We start from the raw sequence: 13,888 nt of genomic DNA, 5'->3' as shown, positions 1-13,888 counted from the left end.
TGACATCGGCCGTTCCCCTGTTCGTCCGCCCGGTCGCTCGGGGTGTCGCGGGCGTTCGGCCGGCGGCGACCGGCCGCTCAGGACCCGGGTGTGGGCTTTCGGGCCTGTTCCAGTTCACGGACGACGGCGCGTTCGTCCTGTCCCTTGACGTCCTCCTCGAGGCTGTCGTCGTCGAGGCGGGAGAAGCGCTCGCCGAGGGCCACGTCGTCCTCGCTCAGCACCCGCCCGCACCACTCCCCCCGGCCCGCCGTACGGTCGTCGAAGGGCACCGCGGCGCCCTCTCCGAGGACCACCCAGCGGTCGGACTCCCAGCGCAGGGCCAGCACGTAGGTGTGACCGGGCTCCAGTCGGGGCGCCGCGGCGGTGGTTCTCTTGATTCGCGTTCCGCTGTTCCGGTACACCGACCAACCCGCGGCCTCCATGTCGAAGTCCTTGTCCAGGGTGTGCCGGGGGCGCTGCGCGGACCACAGGACGGCGTCGGCCCGGAACGTCACCGTCCGGGAGACGACGAACTGGACCGGTCCGCTGTCGATCTCACGCTTGTCCGCGTCGCGTTCCGCGGTCGTCGTGGCCACGACGACGTGGTCGGCGTTGGTGACCCAGTCCCGCGCGGTCCGTGACGGGTAGTCGTCGGCCGGGCTTCCGCAGCCGACCACGGTGTCCAGACCCCCCTGTCCGACCAGGACGCCCGAGGCGATTCCCACGAGGGCGACGACCGCGGCGATCGGACGGCCGGGCAGGCCGCCGGAAGGTATCGTGCGCACGTTCTCCGAAACTCCCATTCGATGTTCAGGCCGGGGCGTTGGCGCGTTCGGCTGCCGCGCGGCACGCGGGCGCTCCCGCCCCTCCCCGGCGCGGAACCGTCCCGGCGGCCGGCCTCCTCAGCCCCCTCGGCCTCTGTGGCCTCCCCCGACACACTGATCATTTCAGATGAGTTGAGATCAGTGCCCCATACACGCCGATCATGGTCACTCAACAGTCGAACACCGACCAGCAGATGTCGTTCCGCAAGCGCTGGTCGTCGAGTACGAGTGCGCGAATCGCCGCCGGGAGCCGGTCACGCTGCCACCGGCATTCGAGTCGTCCCGCGGCCTCGCTCTCGCCCTCGGGTACGGCGGCGCGGGCGGCCTTGATCGCGTACGCGGCCGCCCCGAGTTCGTGCGCGGCGACGTGCGCGACGACCGCGGCCTGGCCGGCGGCGTAGGCGGCATGCCGTGCCGCTCCGCGCAGATCCCGCGCCGCACCCATCGCATGCCCGCCGGCAGCGCGGGCCCGCATCATCCCGACCTCGCCGCGCGCCCAGGCGCGGCCGTGCTCGATCGCCCGGCGCGGACGCGGGTCCTCGGGCCGAGCCGTCTCGAAGAGGTGCAGGACGTGCTCCGCGCAGGCCGCGGCCCAGAGGGCGAGCAGGTGGTGGTCCGGATCAGTGAGGGTCCCGCCGCGGCGGATCGTGACGAGGCGGGGGTCCCTGATCTTCGGGAGGATCACGGTCGGCCGTTCCTTCCTGCTCGTGTCCGGCTCGCACCGGCCCGCGGTTGCGGCAACTCTCCGCCGAACTTCGGGGTCCTGTAGGGGTTTTGCTCCGCCCGGCGCGGTCGAAGAACTTACCTTGTCGTTAGGATCGGCGAGCGTGACGATTACGGGGAGAAGCCTGCCATGGTCGAGAACAGTGACTCTCTGTGGAACGACGGTGTCGGCGCGGAGGACTACCGCGACGCGAAGGCCGCCTATCACGCGGCGGTCTTCGAGCAGTACAAGCTGTGCGTGGAGATGGCCGACCGGGTCAGCTCCCGGCGCAATCTCGCCAACACCTTCTTCCTGACCCTCCACACCGGCCTGGTCGCCTTCCTCGGCACCTGGTTGTCGCAGGGGCACCACCGCGACATGCCGGCGGTCCTCGCGGTCGCGGCCCTGCTGGTCCTGCTGGGCATGTGTGTCGCCTGGTGGTTCACCGTCCGTTCCTACCACCAGTTGAACCGGGGCAAGTTCGAGGTGATCGGCGCGCTGGAGGAGCGGCTGCCGGCCCGCACCTTCGTGGCCGCCGAGTGGCGTGCTCTCGGGGAGGGCCGGGACTGGCGGGTCTATCTGCCGCTGAACCGGGTGGAGCGGTGGATTCCCCTCCTCTTCGCCGGGGCCTATGTTCTGGGGTTCGTCGCCGCGGCGGCCGTATGACACCGACACTCTCCGCGGCCCGGTGTCCCGTCTGACGGGTGGGCATCGGCCGGGACGAGGCCGAGGGTGTTGACCAGGGCGGTCGGCAGGAACCCGACGAGGAACCAGGGAACCGGCCACGGGACGTTCGGGCGCCGGGCGGTGTGCGGCCGTCCGGCGCCTCTTGCCACGGCCACGGCGAGCACGGGGAACGACCGGATCGGCCGGCTCCTGCGAAGCGCGGGCCGGGCCCCGCAGGGGCGGGCCTACGTCCGGCGGGAGCCGGGCCTCACGCGGGCGGCCCGGTGAGTCTGGCGGCCACACCGTCGAGAACCCAGTCCAGGCCGGTCGCGAAGGTCACCTCGGCGTCCACGTGCGTGCCGTCGTAGACGAGCTTGGCCAGCGCCGGAAAGCGGCCCGTGGCCAGCATCCTCGTCACGTGCGGGCCGCGGGCGCGCTGCCAGTCGCTCTCGGACAGACCCGTGGCGCGCTCGGCCCGCAGGTTCGCGATCTCGCGCCTGATCGCGCCGGTGGAGTAGGCGCTGACCGTCTCCACGGCACGCATCACCGTGTCGATGTCGGCGACGCCGTCGAGGGCGGCCAGCGTGGCCTCGCTGACGGCGAGACCGTTCGGGCCGAGGGCCGGACGGCCGCCGAGGAGGTCGGCCAGCCATGCGTGGCGGAGCGCGGCCTGCCTGGTGCGGTGCGCGAGGCCGTGCAGTGCCTCCCGCCAGTCACCGGGCCGCTCCTCGGGAAGGATCTCGGCGTAGACCTCGTCCACCATGAGGTCGAACAGCTCCGCCTTGGTGGAGATGTAGCCGTACAGCCGCATCGGACCGGCGTTCAGCCGGGCGGCGACCTTGCGCAGCGACACCGCCTCCAGCCCGCCCTCGTCGGCCAGTGCGACGGCGGCGGCGACGATCCGCTCCCGGTCGAGCGGTGCGGGGCGAGTCGGCGGCTCCGGCCGGTCCCAGACAGTCATGGGCACACCGTAACCCTTGCCATGCGTCGTATCACAGAAATACAGTGTATCGATATGAGACGACGTATCGCCGTGGTGGGTGCCGGCCCCGCCGGACTGACCTTCGCCCGTGTCCTGCACCGCCATGACCACCCCGTCACCGTCCTCGAACGCGATGCCGCTGCCGACGCCCGCCCGCCGGGCGGCACACTCGACCTGCACGAGGGGCTGGGCCAGCGGGCGCTGGCCAAGGCGGGGCTGCTCGCGGAGTTCCAGGTGCTGTCCCGTCCCGAGGGGCAGGCCATGCGCATCCTGGACGTCGACGGAACCGTCCTGCGCGACTGGCGGCCACGTCCGGACGAGCGGGCCAATCCCGAGATCGACCGCGGACAACTCCGCGACCTGCTGCTCGGCCCCCTCGACGTGCGGTGGGGGCACGGCGTGACCCGCGCGGCACCGGGGTCCGGGGGCGGCACGGCGGTTCATTTCGCGGACGGGCGAGAGGAGACGTTCGACCTCGTCGTCGGCGCGGACGGCGCCTGGTCCCGGGTCCGCCCGGCGGTCTCACCGGTGACGCCGCGCTACACCGGCGTCACCATGGTCGAGTCCTCCCTGGACGACGTCGACGCCCGCCACCCCGACCTCGCACGCCTGGTCGGCGACGGTTCCGTCGCGGTGCACGGAGTGAACCGAGCGCTCGTCGCCCAGCGCAACAGCGGCGGCCACGTCAAGGTGTACGCCCAGTTCCGCGCCCCGCTCGACCGGCACACGCGAGTGGGCCCGGCCGACGTCGAGGCCGTGCGGTCGGAGCTGTTGACGCTGTTCGAGGGCTGGGCCCCGCACGTCCTCGACCTCCTCCGCCACGGCACCGCCTTCGCCCGGCACCCCCTCCACGCCCTGCCCGCCTCCCACACCTGGGCCCACGTCCCCGGGGTGACCCTGTTGGGCGACGCCGCCCATCTGATGCCTCCGTTGGGCGCGGGCGCGAACCTCGCGATGCTGGAAGCCGCCGAACTGGCCGAGTCCGTCGCCGCCGGGCCCGAAGACCTGGACGAGAGTGTGCGTGCCTTCGAGCAGCGGATGTGGGCGCGGGCCGGCCGCTGGGCGCAGATCACGACGGCCGGCCTGGAGCGCCTCGTGAGCCCCGACCCCCGCGAAGCCCTCGCCCTCTTCGACCGGGTTCAGCCGTCCTGACCGGGCAGCACGCTGCGTCGCCCACCGGTCCTGCGCCGCGCTCCGGATGCACGACCGTGCTCAGCCGCGGCGGCGGTCCAGCCACTGGGCCAGGGCGGCCGCCTCGCTGTGGTCCGCGTCCTTGGTGGCCGTGAGCAGGGTGACCTTGCCGTGTGCCGCCATGTCGCGCAGACGGTGCAGCGCGGCCTCGTGGCCGGCGTCCTCCAGTTCGGCGAAGTAGCGGCGCCGGAACTCCTCGTAACGCTCGGGATCGTGGTGGTACCAGCGGCGCAGATCGGCCGACGGGGCGACGTCGCGCAGCCACTCGTCCAGCTCGGCCTTCTCCTTGCTCATGCCGCGAGGCCACAGGCGATCGACGAGCACGCGCTTCCCGTCTTGCGGTGTGGGGTCCTCGTAGATTCTCCGGTACTCGACCCGTACAGCCATGACCCACCTTCCGAGCAGGGAATCGGACAGCATCCCGTGGCCTGCGCGCCGGGTGATCCGCCCCGGCGCGCTCAAACACACGAGGCCCTCGCGGGCAGCCCCGTTCCGTGCCCCTCCGGGGCGCGTGCGGGCGCATAGGTGCGAGTCGCCCACTTCTGGAGGTGCGGTGCCTGGGCCAGCAGGTTGCGGTAGGTGCGCACGGCATGGTGGTGAAGGGCCTCGACCACCGCCGCGTCGACCAGTTCGCGACGCCAGACGAGCAGGTGCCGCTGCCACAGGGGGTCGCCCGCCAACGGCTTGACCAGGACCCCTTCGACGGGACGCACCGTGGGCTGGACGGCGGTCACCCCGAGCCCCTTGGCGATCATCGACTGCAACTGGTCGAGGACGTGGAACTCGTGCGTGCCGGCCGGTGTGAACCCCGCGGACCGGCAGGCGTCGTAGAAGGCGCCGGGCCATCCCACGCCGTCGTCGGAGGCGACGAACCAGGTGTCCTCGGACAGTTCCTCCAGCGGGACCTCGATGCGGTGCGCCAGCGGGTGGCCCGCGTGGATGGCCACGAAGATCGGGACGGTGTTGATGGCGCGGTGGGCCAGGGCGGAGGAGTGCCGCACCGGCAGCCCGGGGTAGTCGACGCCCAGCGCGGCGTCGAGTTCACCGGCCTCCAGGAGTTCGAGGAGGTGACCCGTGGCGTACACGCTGCTGACGGAGACCGTGAGGTCCGGGCATGCCTCGCGCAGGGCGTCCAGGAGCATCGGCACCACCGGTGTGTTGGTGACGCCGAGCCGCAGTGCGCGGGCCGCCGCGGGCGGGCGTGGGGCGTGCCGTCGTCCGAGAGCGTCGGCGCGGATCAGGATCTCGCGGGCCTGGCTCACGACCTCCGCGCCGTAGGCGGTCAGCTCCACACCCGTACTGCTGCGCACGAACAGTCCCTCGCCGAGCAGCCGCTCGACGCGGCGCAGCTGTGTGCTCAGCGCGGGCTGGGTGAACCCGAGCGCGGCCGCCGCCCGGCCGACGCTCCCGGAATCCGCGATCGCGCACAGCACGCGCAGATGGCGCAGCTCCAGTTCCATCGGTACACCTCGCCGGGTCGCGGAATCGGGGGTCCATTATGCGCGTGGGCGCGGTTCCGTCGACGCTCGGTGATGCCACTCGCCCCGGACGAGGGGTACGGCTCCCCCGTCGGCTCCCGGCCGGGAGGGCGCCGGCGTTATGCATGCCCCGCACGTTCTCTTATGCCCGCGCCCGTTGTCCCGGCGGAACCGGTCGTGGAAATCTCGGCCCAGCGACGCCGTGTCCGCGAGACGGACGCGACGCGCGAGGAGGGTTCGATCACCGTGCGGTGAACCATGACAGGGGGATGCCCGGATGGAAGAGCGGGACGGCCTGCTCGGCAGGAGCAGGGGCGATGACGAGCCGCCGGCCGCGGAGAGCGGCCCCTTCCGGGGAGGGTGGGCGGACACGGACCGCAGGCTGCCGCTCCTGACGGGAGCGGCGTACGCGTCCAAACGGCGCTCGACGGTGTCCGAGCGCTTCCCCGGAGAACGCGTCGTCGTCCCGTCGGGCGGGTTGAAGGTCCGCAGCAACGACTTCGACTACGCGTTCCGGCCGCACTCCGCGTTCGTCCACCTCACCGCGGAACTCGGGACGCAGGCGGTGCCCGACGGCGTCCTCGTCCTCGAACCCACCGGAACGGGGCACACGGTGACCCTGTTCACCCGTCCGCGGTCACCGCGTGACGGCGGGGCGGACAGCGCGGAGTTCCACAGCGACCGGCGGTACGGCGAGTTCTGGACCGGTCGGCGCCGGACGCTGCCGGAGACGTCGGCCACACTCGGCGTCGAGGCCGCCGCACGTACCGACCTGGAGCGGGCCCTTCGCGGGAACGTGCCGACCCGGGTGCTGCGCGGTGTGGACGCGCACGTCGACGCCATGGTGACACCGGTCCCCCGGGCCGACGCCGAACTGGAGGCGTTCCTGTCGGAGTTGAGGCTGGTCAAGGACGAGTGGGAGATCGGGGAGCTGCGTTCGGCCGTGGACTGGACGGTCGCCGGATTCCAGGACGTCGTCGGTGAACTGCGCCACGCCACGCGCCTCGCCCGCGGGGAACGCTGGATCGAGGGCACCTTCAACCGGCGTGCCCGGCTCGGAGGTCACGGGCTGGGCTTCGAGACGATCGCGGCGGCCGGGTCACACGCCTGCGTCCTGCACTGGACGCGCAACGACGGCCCGGTACGGGACGGGGACCTGCTCCTGCTGGACGCGGGCGTGGAGGCCGACTCCTTCTACACCGGCGACGTGACGCGGACACTGCCGGTCAGCGGCCGCTTCACCGATGTCCAGCGCCGGGTCTACGACCTGGTGTCGGCCGCGCAGTCGGCGGGCATCGCCGCGCTGCGGCCCGGTGCCCGGTACGGCGACTTCCACGATGCCGCGATGCGGGTCCTCGCCGAGGGACTCGACGCGTGGGGGCTGCGGCCGCACGGCAGGACGGCCTCGACCTCCGAGTCCGACCTGTACCGCCGGTACACCGTCTGCGGCTCGGGCCACATGCTGGGGCTGGACTGCCACGACTGCGCCGGTGCCCGCAGGGAGACCTACCTGGACGGCGTGCTCGAGACCGGTCACGTCCTCACCGTCGAGCCCGGTCTGTACTTCCAGCCCGACGATCTGACGGTGCCCGCCGAACTGCGCGGCATCGGCGTACGGATCGAGGACGACTTCGTCATCACGGCCGACGGTCCCGTGTGCCTGTCGTCGGAACTGCCCCGCGGCGCCGACGAGGTGGAGACCTGGATGGCGTCCCTGCGCTGACCGCCGAACCGTCAAGGCAACGTGACATTGTATAGTGGGAGGTCATTGGCTGGTCCGGCGGAGGAGCAGGGATGCCTCATCTCAAAACCCAGGCGATCTCCGTCCAGACCCATCTGCGCGACCAGGTCGCCGACGCCCTCCGGGCCGCCCTCATAGCCGGCGACCTCCGTCCCGGTGTCATCTACTCCGCCCCCACGCTGGCGGGGGAACTGGGCGTGTCCGCCACTCCGGTGCGCGAGGCCATGCTGGACCTGGCCAAGGAAGGCCTGGTCGAAGCGGTACGCAACAAGGGGTTCCGGGTCACGGAGATGACCGAACGGGATCTCGACGAGTTCACCGAGATCCGGACCCTGATCGAGGTCCCCACGGTGGGACGCGTCGCCGCGACGACGCCCGCCGAGCAGTTGGAAGCCCTGCGGCCCCTGGCTCAGCGGATCGTCACGGCGGCCCGGGAGCACGACGTCCTCAAGTACCTCGAAGCCGACCACCGGTTCCACCTCGAACTGCTGACCCTGGCCGGCAATCGCCACCTCGTCGAGGTGGTGGCCGATCTCCGCAAGCGCTCACGTCTGTTCGGGCTGGGCAGCCTGAACGGGGCGGGGCGGCTGGTCGCTTCCGCCCAGGAGCACGTCGAGTTGCTGGACCTGATGGTGGCCGGCCGGGTCCACGAGGCGGAGGAGTGCATGCGCCGCCATCTCGCCCATGTCCGCACCCTCTGGGCGGACGGCCGGGCGGACACCGAGGACCAGGAGCAGGCTCTGCGCGTCGGCAGCTGATCGGCACTCGCCGAGTCCCAGCGGACACGCTTCCGCCACGCGCCCAACTCCAGAAGTTCTCAAGCCAATTGGCAACCTCAAGGTTCGGTCGGACGACTTCCCTGAGCCATGTCACCTGTGCAATGGTACATGTCACAGGTCGTGGTCATGCCAATCTCGGCATCGGTCGTCGTGCGCCCGTCAGGTGAGCGGCACGGCCCTCCCCGTTCCACGGCCTTCTCATCCCCCATGGGCCGCGCGTCGCGTGGTCCCCACCCTCATGGGAGGCACAGTGAGAAAGTCACTCGTCCGGCGACGTCTGGGCGCGGCCCTGCCGCTGGCCCTGACCGTCGCCATGGGCTTCGGCCTGCTGGCGCAGCCTGCCGACGCCCGGGCCGGGTCCCCGGTGTCCGTCGCGGAGCCCGCGGCCGGCGGCGACGAGCACGCCGGTCCCCCGCCGGTGGCCCAGTCCCCCACCGCCGACTCCGAGCACGTGGGAAGGGGACGTCTGAAGGCGTCCTCACTCCCGCCGCTGGCAGCGAGCAAGGAGGCTCTCAAGGAGTCCTACGGACGGCACGACGAACCGCCTGCTCCGCCCTCCCGGTCGGCAAACTCGCCGGCCGACGGCAGGGCCGCAGGGAAGGCCGCCGCGGCCACCGCAGCCGCCTGCGACGTCGCCGACTTCACCTCCCGCACCGGCAGCGCGCTGGTGCAGCAGATCAAGGCGTCGACGACCGACTGCGTCAACACCCTCTTCGACCTGACCGGGAGCAACGCCTACCAGGCCTTCCGCGAGGCGCAGATGACCACCGTCGCCTACGCGCTGCGCGACGGCTCGGCGTCCTACCCCGGCGACTCGAGCACCGGCATGCCGCAGCTCGTGCTCTACCTGCGCGCCGGCTACTACGTGCACTACTACAACGCCGGCACGGTCGGCTCCTACGGCAGCGCGCTGCAGTCCGCCGTGCGTGCGGGGCTCGACGCCTTCTTCGCCGCCCCCCGCTCCCGCGACGTCAACGACGCCAACGGTGAGACCCTCGCCGAGGCCGTCACCCTCATCGACAGCGCCGAGGAGAACGCCCGCTACATACCCGTGCTCGAGCGGCTGCTGGCGGCGTACGACTCCACCTGGAACTCCTCCTGGTGGATGCTCAACGCGGTCAACAACGTCTACACCGTGACCTTCCGCGGCCACCAGGTACCCGCCTTCGTGGCCGCCGTCCAGTCGGATCCCGGTCTGATCGACGCGCTGTACGGCTTCGCGGCCGGTCACCTCTCGCTCCTGGGCACCGACCAGTCGTACCTCACCTCCAACGCCGGACGTGAACTCGGCAGGTTCCTGCAGCACTCCGCCCTGCGGAGCAAGGTCCGCCCCCTGGCCTCCGGTCTGCTCGACGCCAGCTCCATCAAGGGCACCACCGCCCCGCTCTGGGTCGGGGTCGCCGAGATGACCGACTACTACGACAAGGCCAACTGCTCCTCCTACGGCACCTGCGACCTCCAGGGGCAACTGACGAAGGCGGTGCTGCCGGTGACCTACACGTGCAGCGCCGGCATCACCATCAAGGCCCAGCAGATGACCTCGGGCGAGCTGTCCGCCAGTTGCGACAGCCTGCGCGGCCAGGACGCCTACTTCCACGGCGTCGTCCGTGACGGCGGACCCGTCGCCGGGGACGGCAACGCCACCATCGAGGTCGTGGTCTTCGACTCCAGCACCGACTACCAGACCTACGCCGGCGCGATCTACGGGATCGACACCAACAACGGCGGCATGTACCTGGAGGGCGACCCTTCGGCGGCCGGCAACCAGCCACGCTTCATCGCCTACGAGGCCGAGTGGGTGCGCCCGGACTTCCAGATCTGGAACCTCAACCACGAGTACACCCACTACCTCGACGGCCGCTTCGACATGTACGGCGACTTCAACGCCAACATCACCACCCCGACCATCTGGTGGATCGAAGGTTTCGCCGAGTACGTCTCCTACTCCTACCGCGGAGTCCCCTACACGGAGGCGATGACGGAGGCCGGTCGCCGTACGTACGCCCTGAGCACCCTCTTCGACACCACGTACAGCCACGACACCACGCGCGTCTACCGCTGGGGCTACCTCGCCACGCGGTACATGCTCGAGAAGCACCGCGCCGACCTGGACAGGGTGCTCGGCCACTACCGCGCCGGGGACTGGAACGCCGCCCGCACCTACCTGACCGGCACCATCGGCACCCGCTACGACACCGACTGGTACACCTGGCTGGCGGGCTGCGCGGCCGGTGACTGCGGCGGGGGCACCAACCCGCCCGGCAACCAGGCCCCCACCGCCGCCTTCACCACCGCCGTGCAGGACGTGCGGGTCACCTTCACCGACCGGTCCACGGACGCCGACGGCACGATCGCCTCCAGGTCCTGGGACTTCGGTGACGGCACCACCTCGACCGCCACCAACCCCGGCAAGACGTACGGCACCGCCGGCACCTACTCCGTGAAGCTGACCGTCACGGACGACAAGGGCGCCACCGCCTCCGCCACGAGGACGGTCACCGTCGGCGGCGGTACCGGGACCGAATGCACCGGCAGCGATCCCAGGGAGCTGGGCCAGAACTGCCGGCGCGGCAACCAGTCGGCCACCACCGGGAACTACGCCTACCTGTACCTCTACGTCCCCGCCGGCACCACCCGGCTGACGATCACCACGTCCGGCGGCACCGGTGACGCGGACCTCTACTACAGCGCCAACGGCTGGCCCGGGACCGGCAGTTACACCCAGCATGCCACGGGCACCGGCAACGGCCACACCCTGACCGTCGACAACCCCGCGGCCGGCGCGAACTACCTCGGCCTGTACGCCGCGAGCGGGTTCAGCGGAGTCACCGTCAGTACCGCCTACTGACCGGCGGACACCGACGGGGCAGGGCTCGGCAACGGCCCGGGGCGGACTCCTCCGCCCCGGGCTCGGGGCTCCCGGCGGCTTCAGCCGGACGCCGGTGCCGCCGCTCCCCCGCCACCGGGCCGCAGCGTGCGGGCGAGGAGGGGCAGCAAACGCTCCCAGTGGAGCCGCAGCGCCGCGGGGTCGAAGGCGTCGGTGTCGGACATGGTGAAGCCGTGGACGGTGCCGGGATAGATCTCGGAGGTGTGGTCGACGCCCGCGGCGTCCAGGGACTGGTTGAGTCCGGCGAGTGCCTCGGGTGTCAGGTCGCCTTCGGCGTGGCCGAAGTGCACCTGGGCGGTGAGCCCGGAGAAGAGCTCGGGCCCGGCCGCGCCCACCGGACCGTGGAACCCGGCGACGGCGGCCACCCGCCCGGGGTGGGCCGCGGCGGTGCGCACCGCGAGAAGGCCGCCGATGCAGTATCCGGTCACGGCGACCGGTCCGGGGGCGACCTCGGGTCGCGTGGCGAGGAAGTCGAGGTAGGCGTGGGCGTCGCTCAGGGCGCGTTCGACGGTGTGCGCCTCGATCATGGGCATCAGCCGGGCGAAGACCGCGGGCCGCTCCTCCTCTCCGATGTGGGCGGGGAGTTCGAGAACGGGTGCCGGGCCGTGCCGGTAGAAGGGATGGGGAACGAGGACGTAGTACCCGTGCCCTGCCAGTTCGCGGGCCAACTCCCGCAGCACGGGCCGGATCCCGAAGCCGTCGGGGTACATCAGCACCCCTGGGTGCCGCTCATCGCCGTCGGGGTGGGCGGCGAACGCGTCGGCACGGCCGTCGGCGGTCGGAATGTGCAGTGTCTCGGTGGGCATCGCTTCTCCTGTCGTGGTTGACGTGTCGAGCTGTGATCAGCACGACAGGAGGCGGAGCCCGGGCGGCGCTCAGTGGAGCACCGGGTCACCGATCCGTGTGTGGCGCGAGGCCGTCCCGGTAGTCATCGCCGCACAACCTAGTCCACCGGTCGGACCGACGCCATCCCCCACGGCGGTGCGCAGTCCGCTCGGCGCACGTCTCATCTCCTTTCCCTACGCACCACGTGACGCTAGTGTCCGGGGGAAGCGAGTCATCCTTCGAGGAGTTGCAGCCATGGTCGGTCGTCCGAGCGCGCGTTGACGTCGAGGGCCTGTCGGCCCGTCATCGCGTGCTGCCCTTGATGTCGCGGCACAGCGAGCCCCCTTTCCGCCCGAACCGTCGGCGCACCTGTGGTGTGCCCGCCGGACGGGCCTCGTTGCCCGCGACCCGAGGGATTCCCGTGCCGTCCGCCTCCTCCGCTTCGTCCGATTCCGACCGTCCCGCTCCGTCGAGTGTGTGGCGGGACAGCGACTTCCGCCGACTCTGGGCCGGGCAGACCGTGTCCCAACTCGGAGAACACACCGGGCTGGTGGTCCTCCCCCTTCTGGCCGTCCTGACACTCGACGCCAGTGCCGCCCAGCTGGGCGTCCTACGCGCGGTGGGCCAGGCGCCGGTCCTGTTGCTCGCGCTCTTCGTCGGCGCGTGGGTGGACAGGTGGCGGACCCGCACGGTGCTGGTGCTGACCGACATCGGGCGCACGCTTGCTCTGGGTGCCGCGGCCCTGGCCTGCTTCTTCGGGCTCCTCGGCCTGCCCGCGCTGCTCCTGACCGCCTTCGTCGTGGGAGCGCTGTCCGTGTTCTTCGACGTCGCCTACCAGGCGTCCCTCGTGCGGTTGGTGCGACCCGAGCAACTCGTACGGGGCAACAGTGCGCTTGAGGGCAGCCGGTCCGCCGCGCAGATCGGTGGTCCGGCCCTCGGGGGTGCGTTGGTGTCGCTTCTGTCGGCGCCGGCCGCCGTCGCGTCCGGTGCGGTGTGCTTCGCGCTGTCGTTTCTTTCGATCCGCCGGATCCAGCGAGCGGAGTCCGCCCCGGTACACCTGGAACGTCCCGGCCGGGTCTGGCGACGCATCCACGAGGGGCTGCGTTTCGTCGTCCGCGACACCACGCTGCGGGCCGTGTGCCTGGCCTCGGCGGCCTTCCAGTTCTCCTTCGCGGCCACGATGACCGTCTACCTGCTCTTCCTGCCGCGGGACCTGCACCTGTCCGCGAGCCAGGTCGGGCTGGTGCTGGCGGCGACGGGGCCGGGTGCGCTCCTGGGCTCCGTGCTGGCCGCCCGTCTGCCGGGCCGGTTCGGCTACGGGCCGGTGCTGGTGGCCGCGGCGGCGCTCGGCGACGGCGTCTTCCTGTGCGTCCCGGCACTGCACGGCTCCACCGCGGTGACCGTTCCGGTGCTCGTCGCGGCGAACCTCGTGTTCGGTGCGGGCGGCCAGTTGGTGAACGTGGCGGTCATGGCCGTACGGCAGACGGTCACTCCGGACGGGTTGCAGGGCCGGGCGGCGGCGACGATCACCTTTGTCGGCATGGGGATGTCGCCGTTGGGTTCCCTGCTCGGCGGCTTCCTGGCCGAGACGTGGGGTCCGCGTGCCGGCCTCCTGGCCACGGCCGCGGGCATGATGCTGTCTCCCCTGGTGATGATCTCGTCCCCACTCGCGCACCTGGGCCGCACGCTCTCGGCCGAGTCGCGCTGACCCCTGCCCCTCGCCCGTTCGACCGGCCCGCCGCAGCGGTCGAGATCAACGCCAGCACCACATCAACCAGGCGCGGTAGTCCGGCGGTTGCAGGAACCACAGCCCTACCGCCGCGGTCGTACCGT

Annotated in this window: 12 protein-coding genes; 6 read left to right on the top strand and 6 right to left on the bottom strand. The window is 71.6% G+C overall.

What is annotated here, in order from left to right; all coding sequences use genetic code 11:
• Positions 1 to 77: 77 nt before the first annotated feature.
• Positions 78 to 764 carry a hypothetical protein gene (locus BJ961_RS17165; RefSeq protein WP_271413711.1) on the bottom strand — a complete coding sequence of 229 codons (687 nt, stop codon included), beginning with the start codon at positions 762 to 764 and terminating at the stop codon, positions 78 to 80.
• A 208-nt stretch (positions 765 to 972) separates the two neighbouring features.
• Entirely contained in the window at positions 973 to 1,488 is a 516-nt protein-coding gene (locus BJ961_RS17160) for a putative immunity protein (RefSeq protein ID WP_271413710.1), read from the bottom strand.
• 168 nt (positions 1,489 to 1,656) lie between these two features.
• Here BJ961_RS17160 and BJ961_RS17155 point away from each other — a divergent pair, with 168 nt between their 5' ends.
• Complete coding sequence (locus BJ961_RS17155; RefSeq protein WP_271413709.1) at positions 1,657 to 2,172, top strand: RipA family octameric membrane protein; 516 nt, start codon at positions 1,657 to 1,659, stop codon at positions 2,170 to 2,172.
• A gap of 268 nt (positions 2,173 to 2,440) precedes the next feature.
• Here BJ961_RS17155 and BJ961_RS17150 read toward each other — a convergent pair whose 3' ends face one another.
• Positions 2,441 to 3,133, bottom strand: coding sequence for a TetR/AcrR family transcriptional regulator (locus tag BJ961_RS17150; protein ID WP_271413708.1), 693 nt, complete (start codon positions 3,131 to 3,133; stop codon positions 2,441 to 2,443).
• Between the two features lie 54 nt (positions 3,134 to 3,187).
• Here BJ961_RS17150 and BJ961_RS17145 point away from each other — a divergent pair, with 54 nt between their 5' ends.
• Positions 3,188 to 4,306 carry an FAD-dependent oxidoreductase gene (locus BJ961_RS17145; RefSeq protein WP_271413707.1) on the top strand — a complete coding sequence of 373 codons (1,119 nt, stop codon included), beginning with the start codon at positions 3,188 to 3,190 and terminating at the stop codon, positions 4,304 to 4,306.
• Positions 4,307 to 4,366: 60 nt separating this feature from the next.
• Here the strand turns inward: BJ961_RS17145 and BJ961_RS17140 are convergent, their stop codons facing one another.
• Positions 4,367 to 4,732, bottom strand: coding sequence for a DUF488 domain-containing protein (locus tag BJ961_RS17140; protein ID WP_271413706.1), 366 nt, complete (start codon positions 4,730 to 4,732; stop codon positions 4,367 to 4,369).
• A gap of 71 nt (positions 4,733 to 4,803) precedes the next feature.
• A complete protein-coding gene (locus BJ961_RS17135; RefSeq protein WP_271413705.1) occupies positions 4,804 to 5,805 on the bottom strand; it encodes a LysR family transcriptional regulator in 1,002 nt (333 codons plus the stop codon).
• 295 nt (positions 5,806 to 6,100) lie between these two features.
• Between BJ961_RS17135 and BJ961_RS17130 the strand changes: the two genes are divergently transcribed.
• The 3 genes from BJ961_RS17130 to BJ961_RS17120 all read left to right on the top strand — a co-directional run bounded on the left by BJ961_RS17130 (position 6,101) and on the right by BJ961_RS17120 (position 11,191).
• Positions 6,101 to 7,546 carry an aminopeptidase P family protein gene (locus tag BJ961_RS17130; protein ID WP_271413704.1) on the top strand — a complete coding sequence of 482 codons (1,446 nt, stop codon included), beginning with the start codon at positions 6,101 to 6,103 and terminating at the stop codon, positions 7,544 to 7,546.
• A 71-nt stretch (positions 7,547 to 7,617) separates the two neighbouring features.
• Positions 7,618 to 8,322: a GntR family transcriptional regulator gene (locus tag BJ961_RS17125; protein ID WP_271413703.1), complete on the top strand. Its 705-nt coding sequence runs from the start codon at positions 7,618 to 7,620 to the stop codon at positions 8,320 to 8,322.
• A 271-nt stretch (positions 8,323 to 8,593) separates the two neighbouring features.
• On the top strand, positions 8,594 to 11,191 hold the full coding sequence (locus BJ961_RS17120) for a collagenase (protein ID WP_271413702.1): 2,598 nt from the start codon (positions 8,594 to 8,596) through the stop codon (positions 11,189 to 11,191).
• Positions 11,192 to 11,271: 80 nt separating this feature from the next.
• On the opposite strand, the gene BJ961_RS17115 is transcribed toward BJ961_RS17120, so the two are convergent.
• Positions 11,272 to 12,036 carry a dienelactone hydrolase family protein gene (locus tag BJ961_RS17115; protein WP_271413701.1) on the bottom strand — a complete coding sequence of 255 codons (765 nt, stop codon included), beginning with the start codon at positions 12,034 to 12,036 and terminating at the stop codon, positions 11,272 to 11,274.
• Positions 12,037 to 12,476: 440 nt separating this feature from the next.
• Here BJ961_RS17115 and BJ961_RS17110 point away from each other — a divergent pair, with 440 nt between their 5' ends.
• Positions 12,477 to 13,763 (top strand): MFS transporter, encoded by a 1,287-nt coding sequence (locus BJ961_RS17110; RefSeq protein ID WP_271413700.1) that lies wholly within the window; start codon positions 12,477 to 12,479, stop codon positions 13,761 to 13,763.
• Positions 13,764 to 13,888 lie beyond the last annotated feature (125 nt).

It is taken from the genome of Streptomyces lienomycini, from assembly GCF_027947595.1.
Classification (GTDB): domain Bacteria; phylum Actinomycetota; class Actinomycetes; order Streptomycetales; family Streptomycetaceae; genus Streptomyces; species Streptomyces lienomycini.
This window is presented reverse-complemented; position numbering and strand designations above follow the sequence as displayed.